At 68.3% G+C, this 22,201-nt stretch carries 14 protein-coding genes; 7 read left to right on the forward strand and 7 right to left on the reverse strand.

What is annotated here, in order from left to right; translation table 11 throughout:
* Positions 1-15 precede the first annotated feature (15 nt).
* On the reverse strand, positions 16-2,076 hold the full coding sequence (gene fusA, locus QTI05_RS14115; RefSeq protein ID WP_286545499.1) for an elongation factor G: 2,061 nt from the start codon (positions 2,074-2,076) through the stop codon (positions 16-18).
* Between the two features lie 155 nt (positions 2,077-2,231).
* The gene (locus QTI05_RS14120; protein ID WP_286545500.1) at positions 2,232-2,636 is read right to left on the reverse strand and encodes a RidA family protein; all 405 of its coding nucleotides are present in this window, start codon (positions 2,634-2,636) and stop codon (positions 2,232-2,234) included.
* A gap of 147 nt (positions 2,637-2,783) precedes the next feature.
* Between QTI05_RS14120 and QTI05_RS14125 the strand changes: the two genes are divergently transcribed.
* The gene (locus QTI05_RS14125) at positions 2,784-3,710 is read left to right on the forward strand and encodes a LysR family transcriptional regulator (RefSeq protein ID WP_286621855.1); all 927 of its coding nucleotides are present in this window, start codon (positions 2,784-2,786) and stop codon (positions 3,708-3,710) included.
* A 40-nt stretch (positions 3,711-3,750) separates the two neighbouring features.
* On the opposite strand, the gene QTI05_RS14130 is transcribed toward QTI05_RS14125, so the two are convergent.
* Entirely contained in the window at positions 3,751-4,173 is a 423-nt protein-coding gene (locus tag QTI05_RS14130) for a VOC family protein (protein WP_286621856.1), read from the reverse strand.
* Between the two features lie 27 nt (positions 4,174-4,200).
* Positions 4,201-4,611, reverse strand: coding sequence for a VOC family protein (locus QTI05_RS14135; RefSeq protein WP_286545503.1), 411 nt, complete (start codon positions 4,609-4,611; stop codon positions 4,201-4,203).
* A gap of 92 nt (positions 4,612-4,703) precedes the next feature.
* Here QTI05_RS14135 and QTI05_RS14140 point away from each other — a divergent pair, with 92 nt between their 5' ends.
* The gene (locus QTI05_RS14140) at positions 4,704-5,354 is read left to right on the forward strand and encodes a TetR/AcrR family transcriptional regulator (RefSeq protein WP_286621858.1); all 651 of its coding nucleotides are present in this window, start codon (positions 4,704-4,706) and stop codon (positions 5,352-5,354) included.
* A 19-nt stretch (positions 5,355-5,373) separates the two neighbouring features.
* Here the strand turns inward: QTI05_RS14140 and QTI05_RS14145 are convergent, their stop codons facing one another.
* The 3 genes from QTI05_RS14145 to ppc form a co-directional block, all read right to left on the reverse strand.
* Entirely contained in the window at positions 5,374-13,560 is an 8,187-nt protein-coding gene (locus QTI05_RS14145; protein WP_286621860.1) for a GH36-type glycosyl hydrolase domain-containing protein, read from the reverse strand.
* A gap of 3 nt (positions 13,561-13,563) precedes the next feature.
* Positions 13,564-13,794: a hypothetical protein gene (locus QTI05_RS14150; protein ID WP_286545506.1), complete on the reverse strand. Its 231-nt coding sequence runs from the start codon at positions 13,792-13,794 to the stop codon at positions 13,564-13,566.
* A gap of 146 nt (positions 13,795-13,940) precedes the next feature.
* Complete coding sequence (ppc, locus tag QTI05_RS14155) at positions 13,941-16,757, reverse strand: phosphoenolpyruvate carboxylase (protein WP_286621861.1); 2,817 nt, start codon at positions 16,755-16,757, stop codon at positions 13,941-13,943.
* Positions 16,758-16,852: 95 nt separating this feature from the next.
* On the opposite strand from ppc, the gene hemC reads away from it, so the two are divergent.
* The 5 genes from hemC (at position 16,853) to QTI05_RS14180 (ending at position 22,194) form a co-directional block, all read left to right on the forward strand.
* Positions 16,853-17,755 (forward strand): hydroxymethylbilane synthase, encoded by a 903-nt coding sequence (hemC, locus tag QTI05_RS14160; RefSeq protein ID WP_444812904.1) that lies wholly within the window; start codon positions 16,853-16,855, stop codon positions 17,753-17,755.
* 10 nt (positions 17,756-17,765) lie between these two features.
* A complete protein-coding gene (locus QTI05_RS14165; RefSeq protein WP_286621864.1) occupies positions 17,766-18,539 on the forward strand; it encodes a uroporphyrinogen-III synthase in 774 nt (257 codons plus the stop codon).
* Positions 18,536-19,618, forward strand: coding sequence for a uroporphyrinogen-III C-methyltransferase (locus QTI05_RS14170; RefSeq protein WP_286545509.1), 1,083 nt, complete (start codon positions 18,536-18,538; stop codon positions 19,616-19,618). The genes QTI05_RS14165 and QTI05_RS14170 overlap by 4 nt, the downstream gene beginning before the upstream one ends.
* Before the next feature lie 5 nt (positions 19,619-19,623).
* On the forward strand, positions 19,624-20,907 hold the full coding sequence (locus QTI05_RS14175) for a heme biosynthesis protein HemY (RefSeq protein ID WP_286621865.1): 1,284 nt from the start codon (positions 19,624-19,626) through the stop codon (positions 20,905-20,907).
* Between the two features lie 123 nt (positions 20,908-21,030).
* On the forward strand, positions 21,031-22,194 hold the full coding sequence (locus QTI05_RS14180; protein WP_286621866.1) for a polysaccharide biosynthesis/export family protein: 1,164 nt from the start codon (positions 21,031-21,033) through the stop codon (positions 22,192-22,194).
* Positions 22,195-22,201: the final 7 nt, after the last annotated feature.

A 22,201-nucleotide genomic window follows, 5' to 3' on the forward strand; every position in this document is an offset into this window, starting at 1 on the left:
CGGAGGCGGGCGAGCCTACTCGTCTTCGCGCACCCGGTACTGGCCCATCAGCGTCTGCTGAACGGTCGGCGGCACGGCTTCGTAGTGCGACAACGCGATGGTGTACCGGCCCTGGCCGCTGGTCATCGCATTGAGCCGCGACTGGTAGTTGGCCAGCTCGGCCTCGGGCACCTGCCCGCCGATGGCCACTGTGCCGACCCCCATGCCCGATGTGCCAGTGACCAGGCCGCGCCGCGACGACAGGTCGCTCGTGACATCGCCGACAGAATGCTCAGGCATCGCGATCTCGATCTGGACGATCGGCTCGAGCACGACAGGCCGGGCCTCACGGATCGCAGCCATGAAGGCCTTGCGGCCGGCGGTCGCGAAGGCGATGTCCTTGCTGTCGACGCTGTGGTGCTTGCCGTCGTGCACCACGACGCGCACGTCGACCACGGGGTAGCCGGCGATGGCGCCGCACGCCAGCACCTCGCGCACGCCTTTCTCGACAGCGGGGATGAACTGGCCCGGGATCGCGCCGCCCCGGACTTCGTCCGCGAACTCGAACCCCGCGCCGCGCGCGAGCGGCTCTATGCGCAGGAAGACTTCGGCGAACTGGCCGGCGCCGCCGGTCTGCTTCTTGTGGCGGTGGTGGCCCTCGGCGGGCGCGGTCACGGTCTCGCGGTAGGCGATGCGCGGCGATCGCGTCTGGACCTCGAAGCGGTACACCTCACGCAGGCGCTCGAGCACGATGCGCAGGTGAAGCTCGCCGAGCCCGTAGAGGACCGTCTCGTTGGTCGCGGCCACGTGCTCGATACGCAGGCACGGATCCTCGGCGGTGAGCTTGCCGAGGATCTCCCAGGCGCGTTGCTCGTCGCCATGGCGCTTGGGCTCCACGGCCAGGCCGTACACCGGCACCGGAAACGCCAGCGGCGCGAGATGCACATGGCTGTCTTCGGCCGCATCGTGCAGCACAGCATCGAAATGGATTTCGTCGACCTTGGCCACCGCCACGATGTCGCCCGGCACCGCGTGCGACACCTCGACATGGTCCTTGCCCTGGAGCATGAACAGGTGCCCCACCTTGAAGGGCTTGCGGCCGTCGCCGATGTAGAGCTGGCTGTCGCGCGTGAGCGTGCCCTGGTGCACGCGAAAGATGCCCATCTTGCCGACATAAGGGTCGATCGTGACCTTGAACACATGCGCCAGCACGTGCAGCGTTGGGTCGGGCTTGGCCTGCATGGGCTGGGCCTGTGCACCCTCGCCGACGATGAACTCCGGCGGGTTGGCCTCGGTCGGGTCGGGCAGGAGCTTGACGATCACGTCCAGCAGCTCGGCCACGCCGGCGCCGCTGCGCGACGAGACGAAGCACACGGGGATCAGGTGGCCTTCGCGCAGCGCCTGCTCGAGCGGCGCATGCAGCTCGGACGGGTCCACGTCGCCCTCCTCGAGGTAGCGGTCGACGAAGGCCGCATCGACCTCGACCACCTGCTCCACCAGCGCGCGGTGCGCCGCTTCGACGGGGCCGAAGTCTGAGCGCCCGAAGCGGTTGAAGAAGCAGTCGATCACCTGCCTGCCGACCCCGTCAGGCAGGTTCAGCGGCAGGCATTCGCGGCCGAAGGTCGCCTGGATGTCGGCCAGCAGGCCCGCCAGCGAGACGCCCTGCGAGTCGATCTTGTTGACGATGATCATGCGAGTGAGGTGGCGCGAGGCCGCGTACGCCATCATGCGCACCGTCATCGGCTCGATGCCGGTGGCGGCATTGATGACCACCGCCACCGTTTCGACAGCCTCCAGCGCCGGCAGGCTCTGGCCGAGGAAGTCGGGGCCGCCGGGCGTGTCGATGAAGTGGATGCGCGTGCCGGCATGCGTGAGGTGCATCACCGATGCGTTGAGCGAGTGCTGCATGCGGCGCTCCAGCGGGTCGTGGTCGCTGACGGTGCTGCCGCGCTCGATGCTGCCGCACGCTCCGATGGCACCCGCCTTGTACAACAAGGCCTCGGCGAGGGAACTCTTGCCGGCGGCCGCGGCGCCGACGAACGCCAGCGTTCGCACTGCTTCCATTTCGGCCGCGAGGCCGTTCGATCGGCTTGGCATGGCTGGACTCCTTTGCGCGTCCGCAAGGCCGGCCCGGCGGCCCGCAAGGGCTCGAGTGTTGCGCGCGGACGCCGGGCCAGCGTACGGGATTGACCGCGCTGATGCAAGTTGCTTGCGCCGCCGATTCCAATACCTGCTCGGCACCGTCGGCCATATCAGCCGTCGCTGGTCCCCGGAAGCTTCGCGATCACCTTGATCTCGAACTTGAAGCCATAGAGCCACGTCACGCCGATGCCGGTCAGCGTCGGGTGCGGTGCGTTGCCCCAATACTCAGGCACCAACTTCCAGATCGTGTCGAAGTTCGATTCGGGATCGACGATGAAGACGGTTACGTCAACCACGTCGTCGAACGTGCAGCCCGCAGCCGCCAGGATCGCATTCAGATTGTCGAACGCAAGCCGAACCTGCGCTTCCAGGTCGGGCTCGGGTGAGCCGTCCGGGCGGCTGCCAACTTGCCCCGAAACGAACAGAAAGCCATTGGATCGGATCGCCGGCGAGTAGCGATTCTTTTCGTAGAGCGCCTGGCGCCCGGCCGGAAAAACGACGTCACGCTGAGTCATGGATTGCCTTCTTTCTTGAATGGGTCGAAGCCGACCCGGTGATAGCGATGAAGGGACTTTAGGGATCCGTGCCTCCCGGATAAACGGGCAAGGCCAACAATCACTGTTTGCAGAATCCAAACAATCTTCGAAGCATCTGGAGCAGAGATGGACCGTTTTGATGCGATGCAGGCATTTGCTCGCGTGGTGGAAGCAGGCAGCTTCACCAAGGCGGCCGAGACACTGCACATGAGCAAGACCAGCGTGACGCAGCTGGTGCAGCAGCTGGAAGCACGGCTGCGCGTCAAGCTGCTCAACCGCACCACGCGCAAGGTCAACGTCACGGCCGATGGCGCGGCCTACTACGAGCGCGTGTTGCGCCTGCTCGCCGATATGGACGATGCCGAGACCAGCCTGTCTAGCGCCTCGGCGTCGCCCAGGGGCAGGCTGCGGGTGGATGTGCCCAGTCCACTGGCTCGCATGATTCTGGTGCCCGCATTGCCGGCATTTCACGCGCACCACCCCGACATCCAGCTCGACATGGGCGTGAGCGATCGCATGGTGGATCTGATCGACGAGAACGTGGACTGCGTCGTGCGCGGCGGCGAACTCACCGACCAGTCGCTGATGGCGCGCCGCGTGGGCGACCTGCAGCTCGGGGTTTACGCGGCGCCGAGCTACCTGGAACGCGCCGGCACGCCCGCGCACCCGCAAGAGCTGGAAGACACGCATCACCGCATCGTGGGCTTCCTGTGGTCACGCAACGGCAAGACCCTTCCGTACGCCATGCACCGCGACGGCGAGAGTATCGAAGTGCAGGGCCGCTACGTGCTCTCGGTCGACGACGGCAATGCCTACCTCGCGGCCGGCCTGGCGGGCCTGGGAGTCCTTTGGCTGCCGGACTACATGTCCAAGGCGCACCTGGCGCGCGGCGAACTGGTGTCCCTGTTCGAGGGCTGGCGACTCGATCCGATGCCGCTGTACGTTGCGTTCCCGCCGAACCGGCATGTCAGCGCCAAGCTGCGCGTGTTCATCGATTGGGTCGCTGAGCTGATGGCACAACACGCGCCTGTCACCGTCCGGCGTGATCCGTGACTTGGGCGCTCCAGGGCGACAGCCCCTGCGCTCGTTCGCATCAGCCTTCAGGCGCCGGCACGATCACCATCCACGCCATGCCGAAGCGGTCGGCGACCATGCCGAAAGACGATGCGAAAAAGGTCTTGCCGAGCGGCATCTGCACCGTGCCGCCTTCGGCCAGGGTGTCGAACAGGCGCTTTGCATCGGCGTCGTCCTTGGCATCGAGCGAGAGCGAGAAACCCTTGAACTCCGGCTTGCCACCGGCGTACCCGTCGGATGCCATCAGCTTGGTGTCGCCGATGGTGAATTCCGAGTGCATCACTTTCTCGTCGGAGTTGGGCGCGCACATGCCGGGCGGCACCGGGTCGGGGCTCTCCTTGTAGCGCATCAGCATCGTGACCTTGGCGCCGAGCGCGCTGCGGTAGAACTCGAGCGCCTCTTCGCAGCGGCCGTCGAAGAAGAGATAGGACTGGACTTGCATGGTGGTCTCCTTGGGGTGGCGAGAGGGTCAGGGGGTGGCGGGCATTGCGCTCATGTCCATGTAGGCGACCTCCCAGAGGTGGCCGTCGAGATCCTCGAAGCCGTGCTGGTACATGAAGCCGTGGTCCTGCGGCTTGTTCGGCGCACGGCCACCGGCGGCGATGGCCTTGGCAACCATGTCGTCGACATCGGCGCGGCGCTCGGCCGACAGGCACAACAGCACCTCGGTGCTCTTCTTCGCGTCGCTGATCGGCTTGGGCGTGAAGCCCTTGAAGAACGGCTCGACCAGCAGCATCACGAAAGCCTCTTCGCTGACGATCATGCAGGTGGCGTTCTTGTCGGTGAACTGCGGATTGAACTTGAAACCCAGCGCGGTGAAGAAAGCGACCGTGCGGTCGAGGTCTTTCACCGGCAGGTTCACAAACATCTTGGTGCTCATCGTGTTTCCTTCAGGTTGAATTTTTCGTATTTGTGTACGCCGTCCACAAAAGATAGCAGACACAATTAACACTGTCCACATTCAAAGTGCAAATGAGTTTTTCACCGACCCCTCCGCCGGCCCGCAGCAGCTACCGCCATGGCGACTTGCGGCGCGCATTGCTCGACGCCGGCATTGAACTGGCGCGGGGCGGGGGGCCTGACGCCGTGGTGCTGCGCGAGGCCACGCGGCGCGCCGGCGTGGTGCCGAACGCCGCGTACCGGCATTTCGCGAGCCGCCTCGATCTGCTGCGCGAGGTGCGCGCTGCTGCGCTGGCCGCGGTTGCGCTGTCGATGGAAACCGAGCTGGCCGCCGTGCCCGCCGGTGGCCCGCCCGCCGAGGTGGCGCGCGCAGGGCTGCGCGCCATCGGCGCCGGCTACATGCGGTTTGCGCAGCAGGAAACCGGGCTGTTCCGAACCGCCTTTTTCGCCGAGCCCGAAGTGTTGGGGGCACTGACTGCGGGGCCGGCTGCAGGCGGGCCCAGCGGGCTCAACCCGTTCGAGCTGCTGGGCGCTGCGCTGGATCGCTTGGTCGATGCCGGCGTGCTGCCGGGCGAGCGTCGCCCCGGCGCCGAATTCATCGCATGGGCAGCGGTGCACGGGCTGGCGATGCTGATGATCGACGGCCCGTTGCGCGGCATGCCCGGTGCGCAGATCGAAGCGCTCGGCCAGCGGCTGCTGGACATGGTCGAAAAAGGCCTCTGACGAACGCGCAGCGCGCTCGTCAGTTCAGCAGCAGGACACGCACCACGGCACGCGCGGGCAGCGCGTGCCAGTCGATCCATTTGCCGGCCTCGATAGAGTGCGTGGCCGCTGCTTCGCTGCCGGTGTCGCCGTAGTGCACCGTGAGTTCGCGGCCGTCGAGCCGCAATGCGATCTCGAAGCCCGGCCAGTGCGCCGGCACGCGCGGCGTTACGCGCAACTGCGCACCGCGCAGCTCCAGCCCGAGCAGCGTTTCCACCGCGGCGCGGTGCATCCATGCGGCCGAGCCGGTGTACCAGCTCCAGCCGCCGCGGCCCACATAGGGCGCGGCGCCGTAGGTGTCGCCGGCCATCACGTAGGGCTCTAGCTCGTACGCCGGCCCGCGCTCGGGATGCCGGGCGCGGTGCGCCGGGCTGAGCCCCTCGAAACTGCGCCATGCCGCTTCGTGGTCACCCTGCAGCGCCTGCGCCATCAGCGCCCACACCGCACCATGCGAATACTGGCCGCCGTTTTCCCGCACGCCCGGCGGGTAGGCCTGGATGTAGCCCGGGCTGGGAGCCGAATGCTCGAACGGCGGTGTCAGCAGGCGCAGCAGGCCGGCCTTGTCGTCGCTGAGCTGCTGCTGCATCGAGGCCATGGCGGCGTCGGTATAGCGCGGCTGCGAGGCGCCCGACAGCACCGACCAGGCCTGCGCGATCAGGTCGATGCGGCACTCGTCGTTGACGGACGAACCGAGCGGCGCGCCGTTGTCGAAGAAGGCGCGGCGGAACCAGGCGCCGTCCCAGCCCGCATCGTGCAGCGCCGCGATCCAGCCCTGCCGGGCCGCCTGCCAGCGCGCCGCCCGCTCGTGCTCGCCGCGCGCTTCGGCCAGCGGTGCGTAGCGTTCGACCACGCTGCACAGGAACCACGCGAGCCAGACAGATTCGCCGCGGCCTTCGTGGCCGACGCGGTTCATGCCGTCGTTCCAGTCGCCCGTGCCCATCAGCGGCAGGCCGTGCGTGCCTTGCGTCAGGCTGTGGTCGATCGCGCGTGCGCCGTGCTCGTAAACGCTGGCGCTCTGCAGGCTGACCTGCGGCGCGTAGTAGGCATCCTCGGCGCCGGGCGGAATCTGCGCACCGTCGATGAAGTGCACGCGCTGGTTCAGCAGGCCGGTGTCGGCGGTCGCTTCGACGTAGTGGGTGCAGGCGTACGGCAGCCACAGCAGGTCGTCCGAAAAATGAGTGCGCACGCCGGCACCGCCGGGCATGTGCCACCAGTGCTGCACGTCGCCTTCGGGAAACTGCCGCGCGGCGCTGACCAGGATCTGCTCGCGCAGCCGCGCCGGGTCGATCGACGCGAAGGCCATCGCGTCCTGCAACTGGTCGCGAAAACCGAAGGCGCCACCGGCCTGGTAGAAACCGGCCTTCGACCAGAGCCGGCAGCCCAGCGTCTGGTAGAGCAACCAGCGGTTGACCAGCGCGTCGAACAGCGGGTCGGGCGTGCGCACCTGCACGCGGCCCAGCAACTCGTCCCAGAAGCCGCGCACCTGCGCAAGCGCAGCGGCAATGTCGCGCTGCTGCCATCGGGCTGCGAGCTGCACGGCGGCCACGGCGTCGCCCGCATGGCCGAGCGCGTAGGCAAAGCTCACGCTCTGGCCCGGCGCGAGCGCGAACTCGCCACCGATCGCGGCGCAGGCGTCGAGCCCGCTGCCGGCGCGCCGCCCGAGCGTGTCGGGAATCTCCACGCTGCCGCCGCTGAAGAACTCGCCGCGATCGCAGGTCCACTGCGCGACGCCCTGCAGGCCGGCCAGCATCAGGAAGCCGGTGCTGCCGCCGAAGCCGGTGCTCGACTCGCGCTGCTGCCCGAATACCGCCGGCAGTTCGTCGGGCTTCCAGCAGTGCACCGTGCGCCGGGTGCCGCGCACCGGGCCCAGTTGCCACTCGACCATCGCCAGCGCGCGCAGCCGCCGGTGGCCGACGCCTTCGTGCCGCACCTTCACCTGAACCAGCTTCACGCTGTCGTCGCGGTCAGCGAAGAAGGTGGTCTCCAGCACCAGGTTGCGGTGCAGGCACTCGAACACGGTGTAGCCCTGGCCGTGCCGTACGCGGTGCCGCGCGTGGCCGCTGCCGCGGCTGGCCGGCGTGAGCGGAATCAGCTCGCGCGTGTCCAGATCCTGCAGCAGGTAGTGCTCGAAGGCCGGGTCCTGCACCGGGTCGTTCGACCAGGGCGTGAGCTGATGCATCTGGCTGTTGCGCGCCCAGGTGTAGCCGGCGCCCGCTTCCGAAATCTGGAAGCCGAAGCCGGCATTGGCGATCACGTTGATCCAGGGGCGCGGCGTGCGATGGTTGAGGTCCACCTCGAAGCGGAACTCGCCGCTGTCGGCGTCGAAGCCGCCCACCGGCGCACGCACGAAGTCCGCCAGTTCGGCGGCATCCGGGCGGGCCAGCAACGGCACGCGCTCCGGCAGCGCCGCATCGCCGACCGGGATGGCTGCGAAAGCCGATTCGCGCACTGCGGTCACCTGCACTTCGAGCGGCCGGCCGTCGGCCGTGAACACCACGCGCGCCAGGCTCGACAGCGCGGCTCTTTCCGAGGGCGCGACCTCGATGTCGCGCAGCAGGAAGAAGCCAGCCGAGTCGTTGCGCGGAAAACTGTTCTGCGTCTGCAGGCCGATGCGGGTGCGCAGGGTCTCGATCTCGCGCTGCAGCGGCATCAGGTAGGAGCCCGGCTCCGCGTTCAGCACCACCAGGTCGCAGGCCACGCCGCCGAAGCCCCACCAGGGCTGCGCGCGCAGCAGGGTGTTGATCAGGCCCATGCCGATGTTCGAATGGATGTGCACCAGCAGGATCGGCTTGTCGCCCGAGATGCCGAAGCGCCAGATCTGGCGCAGGTCGATCAGCCCGCGGTCGCTCATCACGCGCGGCGTGGTGTAGGTCAGGATGGTGGTCAGATCCTGCAGCGCGAGGTTCTGCGCCGGCGCGATGCTGAGGTCGCGCAGCCGCACCTGCGCCAGCGTGGCGGCCATGCGGCTGGCGCGCTCGACGTGCATCGACTGCAGGTAGCGGTCGATCATCGGCTCCAGCGCTTCGACGTCGTCGGCCGCGGCGGTGGCGAAGGTCACGCGCGCGGTGGCGCCGGCCGCGATCGACAGGCGCACGCGCAGGCAGGCGATCGGGTCGAGTCCGTTGACCGGGCTGCCGTCGGCCGCCAGCGGTTGCGCATCCAACGCCGGCATCACGAGCCTGCCGTTGCGGCCGATGAAGGCGCGCCGGTCGGCCATGCAGTCGACCGACAGCACATTGGCATCGACCGACGCGACAAAATGCGCCGCCGCCACCACCGGGTCGCCGTGCAGGCGCGGCTTGCGCGACAACAGCAGCGCCCGCCAGGCCGGTTCCCAGCGGGTTTGGACGAACAGGTTGGCAAAGGCCGGGTGCGCTTCGTCGGCCTTCGGGTTCGACAGCACGGGTTCGAAGTACGAGATCAACTCCAGATCGCGCGTTTCGCGGCCCGTGTTGTGCAGCGTCACGGTGCGCAGCTCGGTGTCGTCTTCGGGGCTGATCAGCACCGTGCTGCGCACCTCCAGGCCCGGCCCCTTGGCGTCGAACTGCACCTGGTCCGCCAGGAAGCGGGTGCGGTAGCGCCATTGCTCGCCTGGTGCCGGCAGGGCAGTGAGCGAGGTCAGCGTGCGGCTGCGGCCATCGCGCACGTAGACAAAGGTGCCGTAGGCGTCGCGCAGCGGGTCGTCGCGCCAGCGGCTCACGTTGAACGCGTGCCAGCGGCTCACGCCGGCGCCGTTGGCCCGCAATGCCACGGTGTAGCGGCCATTCGACAGCAGGTGCGTGGGCTGGAAGCCCGGCAGCGTGGGATCGACCGTGCGCGGCTGGAACACCGGGGGCGCTTCCCCTTCGGCCGGTTCGGGCGGCGTGCGCGGGTCGGCGCTGCCGATGATCTGGCGCGGCGTGCGCTCGTGCAGCAAGGCCTCATGCGCTTGCGCCAGCGCAGTGCCGCCGAACCAGCGACGCGGCGCCTCGGTGCACAGCAGGTTGCACAGCGCCACCAGCGACATGCCCTGGTGGTGCGCCATGAAGTTGCGCACCACGCTGAAGGCCTGGCCTTCGGCCTGGCGCGACACGGTGAAGTCGACCGCGTCGAAGAAGCCCATCTCGCCGCGTGCGCCGAGCGATTCGAGCAGCTGCAGGTTGCGCACCGCCGGCAGCGGCGCGAGTTGCGCGGCCATCAGGCTTGCATAGGGCGCCACCACCCGGTCGGTGAGCGGCGTGCGGCGCAACGCGAGTCGCGGCACGCCGAACGGCGAGTACTGGTAGGCCAGCGAATGATCCTGCGCGAAGTAGGCCGATTCGGAAACACCCCAGGGCAACTGCTGCGCCGCGCCGAACACCTGCTGCTCCCGGATGGCCGCGAGGTTGGCTACCTGCAGCAGACCTTCGTCCGGCTCGGGCATGACCAGCGCAGGCATCAGGTACTCGAACATCGAGCCCGACCACGACTTCAGCCCCGGCTGAATGCCGACCGAGAGGAAAGGCCGCCCGATCGCGCTCCAGTGCCGGCGCGGCACGTCGCCCTTGGCGATAGCGATGAAACTCAACAGGCGTGATTCGGACGCCAGCAAGTCGTAGTAGCTCACGTCGAGTGCGTTGTCTTCGACGCGCAGGCCAATGTGGAACAGGTGCCGCTTCGCGTTGTAGAGGCCGCGGAAGTTCATTGCATCGCACAGTGCATCGCAGCGCGCCGCGAGCGCCATCAGGGCCGCGTCGCGGCCCTCGGCGAAACCGCGGCACGCCTGCGCCGTTGTCATCAGGTGGCCGGCCAGGTTGCCACTGTCCACGCTCGAGACATAGGCCGGCGGCAGCAGCGCGAGCGTGCGCGTGTCGTACCAGTTGAACAGGTGGCCATCGTGCTTCTGGAGGCGATCCACGGTGGCCAGCGTGGCTGCGAGCCGTGCCCTCAGCGCCGCGTTGTCGATCCAGCCGAACTCGCGCGCGCAGCAGGCCGACAGCAGGTACATGCCGATGTTGGTGGGCGAGGTGCGGTGCGCGACCGTGCTCTCGGGCTCGAGCTGCAGGTTGTCGGGCGGCAGGTGGTTGTCTTCGGCCCCGACCACGTGTTCGAAGAAGCGCCAGGTGTCGCGCGCGACCGTGGCCAGGTAGTCGCGCTGCGCAGCCGGCAGTGTGGCCTCGGCGCCGGCTTGTGGCGGCGCGCGGCTGGTCCACCACGCGACCAAAGGTGCGCAGGCCCACAGCGCAAACAGCAGGCCGCCGAACCAGGGGTGCGGGCTGCGCAGCGCCAGCACGGCCAGCACGATGCAGAACGCGCCGGGCCAGAGTCCGCCGCGCAGAAAAGCGCCGAGCGAGTAGCGCGCCTGCGTCTGCGCCTGGTCGGCGGTGGTCCATTCGAGCAGATGACGTCGGCTCACGAGCAGGCGCCAGCCGGCACGCGCGGTTGCGTTCATCAGCAGCCAGGCCTGCGCGAAGAGCTGGCTGAACTGCCATGCCGCGCTGGCCAGTCCACGCAACAGGTCGACCGCGCCGACATCGAAGAAATGGCGCAGCTCGATGCGCCGGCGCGTCGGCACCAGGCCGGCCAGGGCGCCGAGCAAGGGGCCCAGCAGCAGCGCAGCGCCGACGGCGATCAATGCCAGCGCGACCGGCACCGCATCGGTGAAGAGGCTGATGCCGAGCAAGGCCGCCGATGCCGGCAGCACCAGCGCGCGGCGCAGGTTATCGCTCATCTTCCAGAGACCGAGCGCGTCGATGCCGAAGTGGCGCGCACGCAGCATCAGCGGCAGCAGTTGCCAGTCGCCGCGCGTCCAGCGGTGCACGCGCGACGCGGCCACGCCCGCATGGTGCGGATGGTCTTCGAGGAGTAGCAGGTCGGTGACCAGCGCGCAGCGCGCGACCGAGCCTTCGAGCAGATCGTGGCTCAGCACCGCACCGTCGGGCAAACGCCGGTCGAGCACCGCGTGCACCGCGCGCACGTTGAGCAGGCCTTTGCCGGTGAACGAGCCGGTGCCGAACAGGTCCTGGTAGATGTCGGAGGCGCCACTGCTGTACGGGTCGATGCCGCAGCGGCCGGCGAAGAGCCAGTGGAACAGCGAGCGTTCCGACCGCGCCGGCAGCGGCGTGACGATGCGTGGCTGCAGGATGCCGAAGCCGGCGATCACGCGATTCTGGGCCGCGTCTATCTGCGGCGCGTTCAGGGGGTGCGCGGCCACGGCCACCAGTTCGCGCAGCGTGCCCGGCGGCAGGCCGGTGTCGCTGTCGAGCGTGACCACATAGGGGGTGCGCACGGCGAGCAGGGCACCGGCAGTGCCCTGCACGAAGCCGCTGCGATCGCCGGTCGCGAGCAGGCGCAGCAGCATCTCGAGCTTGCCGCGCTTGCGCTCCCAGCCCATCCAGCGTTGCTCGGTCTCGCTCCAGATGCGCGGACGGTGCAGCAACACGAAGCGCGGTAGCGCCTCGGTGCGGGAGGGGTAGCGCGCATTCAGCGCATCGATGCGCTGTTGCGCATCGACCAGCAGCGCAGCGTCTTCCGGCAGGCTGGCCTGGGCGCTGTCGGCCCAGTCGGTCAACAGCGCGAACTGGGCCGCCTCTTCGCGGTTTGCGAGCCAGTGCAGCTCGAGCTGGCGTACCAGCCGGGCATTGCTGGCGGGCGATCCCAGCAGCGTTGGAATCACGACCAGCACGCGGTGCGCAGCTGGAATGCCCGCAGCGAAATCAAGCCGCGGCAGCGGCTGCACGCGCGCCGACTCGGCGACGATCCGGTGCACCAGCGCGATCACGGCTTCCGACAGCGGCAATGCCATAAGCAGCAGGGCAAGGCCGGTCAGCCAGCCGGCCGCGCCGACCTCGGGCCAATGGGTGCTGTGCAGGTGGTGGACTGCCGCGGCGATCGCCAGGCCGGTGCCGCCGAGCACCGCGAGCAGGTACAGCGCCAGTCGCCAGTTGTGGAATGCGGGCCGCCAGGGGGAAGCGTCGATTCCATCCGTTGTGCCAGTGTTGCGCAGCGCCTCCATCAGGGCTGGTCGGCCTGGCCCCATCAGATGGTAGCCGGCCGTGCGTTCGGCGCGCGCGTCGGCATCGGCCATCGGTGCGTCGACCAGGCTGCCGGCGTATTCCATGCGAGCCCGCCGCACCACCGCCTGCGCCACCTTGCGTTCGGGCCGGCCGCTCTGGCGCGCGACCTGCTCCATCGCATGGGTGATCTGCTGGCGCGTGAGTTCGCTTTCGCGGCCGAAGCTCGGGAGTTCGCGCAGCACACGCAGCGAGGGGCTGACCGGCTCGATCAGGTCCGACCATTCGACCTGGCCGATCATGCGCAGCGTCGTGATGATGTTGCCGACGGTGATGTTCGCCGCGACGGCGGCGATCTGCGCCTGGTCGATCAGCGCCGGCCCGTTCGGGCAGTGCTGTTCGGTCCAGCGCACCAGTGCGCTCGCGTTGTCGCCGCGCTCGACCGGGAGCCGTTGCCAGAGCTGCAGCAGATAGCTGTCGCTCAGGCCCTGGCTTTGCAGCAGGCGGCCCAGCACATCGAGCTCCGGTGTGGTGAGCGCATCGGCGGCATCCCAGGTTGCATGCGCCACTTCGCGCGCGACCTTGTTGCGCGCGATCTGCTCGGCAACCCGGCGCAGGTTTTCAAGCAGCACCACGCGCAGTGTGGTCGGCAAGGCCCAGAGCTCGCCGAGCGTCAGCTCGTCCACCTCCTGGTAGGCATTGAGGAACGCGGTGAACAGCTCGGCGTTGAGCACGCTGTCGGTGTGCGCGACGTAGGCCCAGGCAATGCCGTAGACGCGCGGCAGGCCCGCGAGCGGCGGCGCAGCGAGCTTGGGCAGATGCGCGTAGTAGCTGCGCGGCACGCCCTCGCGGATCTGCTGCAGCTGCGCTTCGATCAGGTGGAAGTTGTCCAGCAGCCATTCGGCCGCAGGTGACACATAGCGGCCGCTGCGGGAGGTCAGCGCGATGTAGTCGAAAGCTTGCCGCAGCGATGCAAGGTTTTCGTCGACGCGAGGAAAGAAGGGTTGGCTGCGCGGCCTGCTGCCCGGGTCTTGAATCGCCTGCGCCCGGGCCAGACTGCGACCGTGCGCCTCGAAGCGCTGGGTTCCGAACAGTTCGGCGCGAATCGGCGGCTCGACCGGTTCGCGCGGGGTGCGCAGCAGTTGACGCGCTTCGTCGCTGAGGGTAACCAGCCGGTGCAGGATATCGGCGCTCACGCCTCAGGCCATGGCCAACACCACGATCGCGAGAACTGCGCCGATGCACGCCATCGTGACGAGACGTCCGGCGGCAACCGCCCGACCCTTCTGCAAGGCGGACTTCAGGCCCGACATCGACCCGCGCGAGCGCGCGCAATGTTGCATGTGGGAGGCCAGTGCGGCGAGGTCGCCGGGAACGAAATCGACCGAAGTGGAAGTGCCGGGAGTACCCAGCAGGTGCTTGAAAGACATGGCAGCGCCCCTGTGCAGTGTCCGCCATGGCAAGGCCAAAACGCCTCCCATTCGGACTCGAAGTCAGGCTACGTGCGCGCAGCAAAAAACCGCGCAGTCTTGCGCGGATAAGGGTGTAGGAGGGCGCGCCGCACGCGCCCAACAGGTCAACCGGTGTTGCGCAAACCGGCCGCAACGCCGTTGATGGAGATGTGAATGCCGCGTTGCAACCGCTCGCCGCCTTCGCCGGCGCGGTATCGCCGCATGAGTTCGACCTGCAGATGGTGCAGCGGGTCGATGTAAGGGAATCTGTGTCGCACCGAACGCTGCATATCGGCGTTGCCTTCGAGCCGCTGTTTCGCGCCGGTGATCAGCGTCAGCGCATCGGAGGTGCGATGCCATTCTGCCTCAATCATCGAAAAGACCTTTTGACGCAGTTTGCGGTCGGCCACCAGCTCGGCATAGCGCGAGGCCAGCGCAAGGTCGCTCTTGGCCAGCACCATGTCCATGTTGGACAGCAGCGTGCGGAAGAACGGCCACTGCGCGTACATGCGCTGCAGCAGCGCCTGGCGCTCCTTGCGCTCGGCCGGTTTGCCTTCGCCGAGGAACTGCTCGATGGCCGAGCCGAAGCCGTACCAGCCCGGCAAGGTGAGCCGGCACTGGCCCCAGCTGAAGCTCCAGGGCACGGCGCGCAGGTCTTCGATCTTGTGGCTCGGGTTGCGCGACGCGGGGCGCGAGCCGATGTTGAGTTCGGCGATCTCGCGGATCGGCGTTGCGCCGAAGAAGTAGTCGCCGAAGCCCGGCGTTTCGTAGACCAGCTTGCGGTAGGCGGCCATGCTCGCCGCCGACAGCACGGTGGCCGCGGCCATGAACGATGCAGGGGCCGCTTTCGCCGGCGGCAGCAAGGTGGCTTCGAGCGTTGCCGCGACCAGCGTCTCCAGGTTGCGCCGGCCGATCTCGCGGTTGGCGTACTTGGAGCCGATCACCTCGCCCTGCTCGGTCAGCCGGATCTGGCCGCGCACCGTGCCGGGCGGCTGCGCGAGGATCGCCTGGTAGCTCGGGCCGCCGCCGCGGCCGACGGTGCCGCCACGGCCATGGAACATGCGCAAGCGGATGCCCAGGTCGAGCTCGTCGAACAGAGCCACCAGCGCGGTGCCGGTGCGGTACAGCTCCCAGTTACTGGTGAAGATGCCGCCGTCCTTGTTGCTGTCGCTGTAACCCAGCATCACGTCCTGCTCGGCGCCCGAGCGCTGTACCAGCGCTGCGATGCCCGGCAGCGCGTAGTAGGCGCGCACGATCGGCGCGGCATTGCGCAGATCCTCGATGGTTTCGAACAGCGGCACCACGATCAGGTCGACCGTCGCATCGGCACTGAGCGTGCCGCGCAGCAGTCCCACTTCTTTCTGCAGCACCAGCGCCTCGAGCAGATCGCTCACGGTCTCGGTGTGGCTGATGATGTAGTGGCGGATGGCCGCTGTGCCGTAAGTCGCGCGCATCGTGCGCGCGGCCGCAAAGATCGCGAGTTCGCTCTGCGTAAGCGGGGTGTACTCGACATCGGGCACGCGCAGCGGTCGCGCGTCGTCGAGCAGGCGCAGCAGCAGCGCCTGCTTGGCCTCTTCATCGAGCGCTGCGTAGTCGGGCTCGATGCGGGCGTGGGCCAGCAGGTCGGCAACGACCGCTTCGTGCTTGTCGGAACTCTGGCGCAGGTCGACCGTGGCCAGGTGGAAGCCGAACACCTCGACCGCGCGGATCAGCGGGCCGATGCGATGGGCGACGAGCACGCCGCCGTGCTTTTCGCGCAGCGACTCGGCCACCGTGCGCAGGTCGGCCAGGAACTCCTCTGCGTTCGGGTACGGGTTCTGCGGCGGCACCGCGTGGCGCGCCGCGTCGCCGCCGGTCAGCTTCTTGAGCGTGGCCGCCAGGCGGGAATAGACGCCGGTCAGTGCGCGCCGGTAGGGCTCGTCGTGGCGGTGTTCGTTGGCGTCGGGCGAGCGCTCGGCCAGCGCCTGCATCTCCACCGTCACGTCAACCAGCGTGGCCGACAGCGAGAGTTCGCTGCCGAGGTAGTGCACCTCGGTGAGGTAGTGGCGCAGCACCAGCTCGGACTGGCGCTTGAGCGCGTATTCGAGCGTTTGCGCGCTGACGTTGGGGTTGCCGTCGCGGTCGCCACCGATCCATTGGCCCATGCGCAGGAACGGCGCGATGCCGTCCTGGCCAAGCGCCTGCTCGAGTTCGGCGTAGACGCGCGGAATCTCGCGCAGGAAGGTCGCTTCGTAGTAGCTCAGCGCGTTCTCGATTTCGTCGGCCACGGTGAGCTTGGAAAAGCGCAGCAGGCGGGTTTGCCAGATCTGCGTGACACGGGTGCGCAACTGGTGCTCGTTGTCGGCCAGCTCGAGCGGCGTCAGCGCGTCTTTCCGGCCGGCGAACAGTTGCTGGCGCTGGCGGATTTCGTCGCGCAAGGTGATCAGCTGGGCGATGCCGCGTTCAGCATCGAGGATGCTCTTGCGCTGCACTTCGGTCGGGTGGGCGGTCAGTACCGGCGACACGTAGCTGTGGGCCAGGCTCTCGACCACCGCGGCCGGCGTGATGCCAGCCTTGCGGATGCGCGCGAGCGCCGTCTGCAGGCTGCCCTCGACACTGTCGCCGGCGCGGTCGACGTCGGTACGGCGCCGGATCTGGTGCCGATCCTCGGCCAGGTTGGCGAGGTGGCTGAAGTAGGTGAAGGCCCGGATCACGCGAACCGTTTCGGCGGCGCTCAGGCCCTTGAGCAGGTTCTTGAGCGACCGATCGGCGCCATGATCGGCATCGCGCCGGAAGGCGACTGAAAGAGTGCGGATCTTTTCGACCAGCGCGTAGGTGTCTTCGCCTTCCTGCTCGCGAATCACATCGCCGAGGATGCGGCCCAGCAGCCGGATGTCGTCGATCAGGGGCTGGTCGTCGCTCTTGGGGCGCTTGGCGGCCGGCGGCGTCTTGTTGGTCTTCACTTCGACTTATCTCCTCGGGTGGCGGGGCGAATGGGCGTTGCTGCAGCGCAACATGCTAGCATCCCGCGGGTCATATTCATACGCGGAAATCGGCTTTGAGCAACATCGTGATCGCCACGCGCGAAAGCCGTCTGGCACTGTGGCAGGCGGAGCACGTGAAAGCATTGCTGCAAGAACGAGGCCATGCGGTCACGCTGCTCGGCATGACCACACGCGGCGACCAGATCCTCGATCGCTCGCTCAGCAAGGTGGGCGGCAAGGGGTTGTTCGTGAAAGAACTCGAGTCGGCGCTCGAAAATGGTCGTGCCGACATCGCGGTTCATTCGCTCAAGGATGTGCCGATGGATCTGCCCGACGGCTTTGCACTGGCCTGCGTGCTCGAGCGCGAAGACCCGCGCGACGCGCTGGTGTCGCCACGCTACGCCTCGCTCGATGAGCTGCCGCAGGGCGCCGTGGTCGGCACTTCGAGCCTGCGCCGCGTCGTGCTGCTGCGGGCGCTACGGCCGGATCTGCGCATCGAGCCGCTGCGCGGCAACCTCGACACCCGCCTGCGCAAGCTCGACGAGGGCCAGTACGACGCGATCGTGCTCGCCGCGGCCGGGCTCAAGCGGCTCGGGCTCGAAAGCCGTATCCGTATTGCGTTCGATGCCGACACGATGCTGCCGGCCGCGGGGCAGGGCGCCCTGGGCATCGAGGTGCGGGCCGACCGGCGCGATCTGATCGACCTGCTCGCGCCGCTCGCGCATCGCGCCGACACCCTGGCCACGGCGGCCGAGCGTGCGGTGAGCCGTGCGATGGGCGGCAGCTGCTCGATGCCACTGGCCGCGCATGCGCGCTGGCAGCCCGACGGTGCACTGCGCATCGATGCGGCCTGGGGCGACACCGAAAGCGCCTCGCTGCTGCGTGCGCAATGCCAGGGCGAAGCCACCGATGCCGATGCCGCCAACCGGCTTGGCCAGCAAGCGGCCGAGGCATTGCGCCAGGCTGGTGCGCGCTGACTCCCGGACGATGCCGTCGCGCCGCGTGATCGTGACCCGACCGGCGCGCGATGCGGCGCGCTGGGTGGAGGCGCTGCAAGCCGCGGGGCTCGATGCGGTGGCGTTGCCCTTGATCGCCATCGAACCCGTATCGGATCCGACCCGCCTGCGCGCGGCACGTACACAGGCGGGCCATCATGCGGCGCTGATGTTCGTCAGCGCAGCGGCCGTCGAGCATTTCTTTGAGCCCCATCGCAACACAGCGCCGGTCCCGTCGGTGCGTTGCTGGGCGACCGGGCCTGGCACCGTGCACGCCCTGCGCGAAGCCGGCGTGCCTGCCGATGCGATCGATGCGCCGGCGCCGGACGCGGCGCAGTTCGACTCGGAAGCGCTCTGGGCTCGCGTGCAGCCGCAGGTGCAGGCCGGCACGCGCGTGCTGATCGTGCGCGGCGGCGATGCATCGGGTCAGGCCACGGGACGCGACTGGCTGGCGCGCCGCATCGAGGCGGCCGGCGGCGTGGTCGAGGCGCTGGTCGCCTACCGCCGCCTCGCTCCCATCCTCGATCCAGCCGGTCGCCAATTGGCCATGGAAGGCGCGCAAGGCGCGGCAACCTGGCTGTTCAGCAGTTCCGAAGCGATCGGCAACCTGTGCCGTGCGCTGCCCGGCGTCGGCTGGCAGGCGGCGCGTGCGGTGGCAACCCACCCACGCATTGCACAGGCGGCGCAAGAGGCCGGTTTCGGTGTGGTGCGAACTTCGTCGCCGACGGTGGCCGCCCTGGTCGCGTCGATAGAATTGAACGCATGAGCGCCGCAGCCATGCCCGACGAGACCCTGTCCGAAGCCCCGGTGCCGGCGCCTGTGTCGGTGAGCCGGCCGGTCGCTGTGCAAGATGCGGCCCTGCTGCTGTCGCGCATCGGGCTCGGTCTGCTCGCGCTGGTGGCGGTGGTGGCGCTCGTGGTGGCGCTCGCCCTCTGGCAGAAGGTCTCCTCGATGCAGGAACAACTGGCGCGCCAGAGCGCAGATTCGCTGGCACAGGCGACCGAAGCGCGCACGCTGGCACGACAGGCCCAGGAAACGGTGCGCGACACGGCGGCACGGTTGGCACTGGCCGAGACCCGTGTCGGCGAGGTCGCGCTGCAACGCTCGCAACTCGAAGAGCTGATGCAGAGCCTTTCTCGCTCGCGCGACGAGAACCTGGTGGTGGACATCGAGTCGGCCGTGCGCCTGGCGCTCCAGCAGGCGCAGGTCACCGGCAATGCCGAGCCCTTGCTGGCCGCGCTCAAGGCAGGCGACCAGCGCATTGCACGTGCCGCCCAACCGCGGCTGGCACCTTTGCAGCGCGCCATGCAGCGCGATGCCGACCGCATCCGTACCAGCGCCAGCAGCGACAGCGGCGAAGCGCTGCAGAAGCTCGACGAGTTGATGCGGGGTGTCGACGAACTGCCCACGCTGAATGCAGTGGGAGTGCGCGGCGGCGGTGCCACCAGCCCATGGCCGACCGAAGCCATCCCGGCGGATGCGCCCTGGTGGCAGCGCGGTTTGCTGCTGGTGCGCCAGGAAGCCCGTTCCTTGGTGCGCGTGGGACGCATCGACCGGCCCGAAGCCGTGCTGCTGGCCCCGGATCAGACCTTCTTTCTGCGCGAAAACCTCAAGCTCACGTTGCTGAATGCGCGGCTGGCGCTGCTGTCGCGCCAGGTCGACACGGCGCGCACCGAACTCGCGACCGTGTCCGCCACATTGAACAAATACTTCGATCCCGCATCGCGCCGCACCCAGGCCGCAGCCACGCTGCTGCAGCAACTGCAGGGCCAGGTAAAGTCGACCACCCCGCCGCGCGTCGACGACACTCTGGCCGCGCTGGCGACCGCGGCGGCAGGACGCTAGCGGGAATGCGCGCCGCACTCTGGCTCCTTGCGCTGTTCGGCGTGGCGGCGGCGACGGCGTTGTTTGCCGGGAACAACCAGGGCACGGTCACGGTGTTCTGGCCGCCCTGGCGGGTCGACCTCTCGCTCAATCTGGTGCTGCTGCTGCTGCTGGGCGCGTTCATCCTGCTGCACGTGGCGCTGCGGGCGCTGTCAGCACTGTTCTCGCTGCCGCGACAGGCGCGCCAATGGCGCCTGCAGCAGAAAGAGCGCGCGCTGCATGCAGCCGTGCTCGACACCATCGCCCAGTTGCTGGCCGGCCGCTTCTCACGTGCCCGCAAGGCAGCGCAAGCCGCGCTGGCGCAAGAGCGCACGCTGGCGGCACTGGACGCCCGGCTGCCGCAGGCGCAGCAGGTGCGCGTGCTGTCGCATCTGCTGGCCGCCGAAAGCGCACAAGCGCTGCTGGACCGGGGTGCGCGCGATGCCCATTTGCAGCACGCCCTGAACGAAAGCGCCGAACGTGGTGCGCTGGTCAGCCCCGAAACCCGCGAGGGCGTGCAACTCCGCGCCGCGCGCTGGGCGCTGGAAGACCGCGATGCGGCCGCCGCGCTGGCTCGGCTCGAAGAACTGCCGCAGGGAGCCCAGCGCCGCACGCTGGCCTTGCGCCTGCGCCTGAAGGCGGCGCGCCAGGATCGCCGCACGCTGGAGGCGCTGGAGACGGCACGCCTGCTCGCCAAGCACCGCGCATTCTCCGATGCGGTCGCGCAGAGCATCGTGCGCGGGCTGGCCACCGAATTGCTGTCGGGTGCGCACGATCCGGCCCAGTTGCTGCGCGCCTGGACCGAACTGGAGCGGGTCGAGCGCGAGTTGCCCGAAGTGGCGATTCACGCCGCCCAGCGCATGGTGTTGCTGCGTGGCGACCTGGCGTTGGCAAGAGCCTGGCTGCTGCCCATCTGGGATCGCATGGTTGAGCACCCCCAGGGGCTCGGCGATACGTCGCGCGTGAAGCTGGTGCGCGCGCTCGAGGCCGGCCTTGACTCGGTCGATGCCGACTGGCTGGCCCGCATCGAAGCTGCGCAACGAAATAACCCGCGCGACCCCAACCTACAGTATCTTGCGGGCATGACCTGCATGAAGCGCCAGTTGTGGGGCAAAGCTCAGCAGTTGCTGACCCAGGCCGGCCTTGGCCTCCAGGATGCGGAGTTGTACCGCCGTGCCTGGCAGGCGCTAGCCCAACTGGCTGAGGGGCGGGACGATGCCGAACAGGCTTCGGCCGCCTGGAAGCGGGCCGCCCAGCTTGGAAACAGCTGAAACCGTCGGGTTTCTCACGTTCGATCACTCTGCCGGAAGCGCTAGGCCAAGAAACCTTTGAATAGCGGCCCGGTTGCTGTACATTCGGTAACTGTTAGCAAAAGTATTCATTTGGGTCACGCCTTGGAGCCAGGTTTGAAACGTTTCTTCTTACATACCGTGCTGCTTGCTTCCGTGAGCCTGCTGGGCGGTTGCGTCCTCGCGCCGAGCTTCGATTCCATGCGAAGCGAAGGCCGACCCGTGAACACGGATCTGAAACTCGGCGCCGGAGCGGAGGGCGATCAGCCGCCCGAGGGGTTCCTGACGCCGATCACGCGCGAGTTGATCCGCGTCCAGAAATCGGCGCGTCCGGCCGGAATCGCGGCCGACGTGCAGGCGCTCGTCGCCCAGCCCGAGCCCTACAAGATCGGCCCAGGCGACGTGATCGGCATCCTGGTCTTCGACCACCCCGAACTCGTGTTCAGCGGATTGCCGCCCGTGGGTGGGGCCGATGTCGGCAGCGTATCGCCGGCACCCGGTTTCATCGTTTCGAACACCGGCAATCTGAGTTTTCCCTATGCAGGCACGCTCAAGGCTGCAGGCCTGACGATTCAGGAACTCGAGGACGTCCTGCTGCAGCGTTTGTCGAAGGTCTTCAAGAATCCGCAGCTCAGTGTTCGCGTGGCGGCGTTTCGCAGCAAGCGCGCCTACATCGAAGGTGAGGTGAGGCAGCCCGGCCTGCTGGTTTTCACAGATATCCCGATGACGCTGTCCGAAGCGATCAACCGGGCTGGCGGGCTTGCCCTGACCGGTGACAAATCTTTCGTGATGCTGACGCGAAACGGCCGCACCACGCGCATCGACATGAACACCCTGACCGACGCGGGTGTCGATCCGTCGCGCATCATGCTGCAGAACGGCGACATGCTGACGGTGCGCAGCCGCGACGAGAGCAAGGTCACCGTGATGGGCGAAGTGGGGGTGCAAACCGGCGTGCTGATGCGCAACGGGAGGCTGAGCCTGAACGACGCGCTTACCGAGGTCGGAGGCATCAACCTCAATACCGCCGATCCGCGCCAGATCTACGTTATTCGCAATCTCCCTGACGGCGGCCAGACGGTTTTCCACCTGGATGCCCGCACCGCCAGTGCGATTGCGCTCGCCGACGGCTTTGCGCTCAAGCCCAAGGACGTGGTCTTTGTCGATCCGGTGCCGTTGGTGGTCTTCAGCCGCGTTGCGAACCTGATCCTGCCGTCCACGAGCACCGCGGCATCGGTTCGCGATCTGCCCAAGAGCGGCAAGAATTGACGCGGCC

This window comes from Variovorax fucosicus (assembly GCF_030316825.1).
Taxonomy (GTDB): Bacteria; Pseudomonadota; Gammaproteobacteria; order Burkholderiales; family Burkholderiaceae_C; genus Variovorax; species Variovorax fucosicus.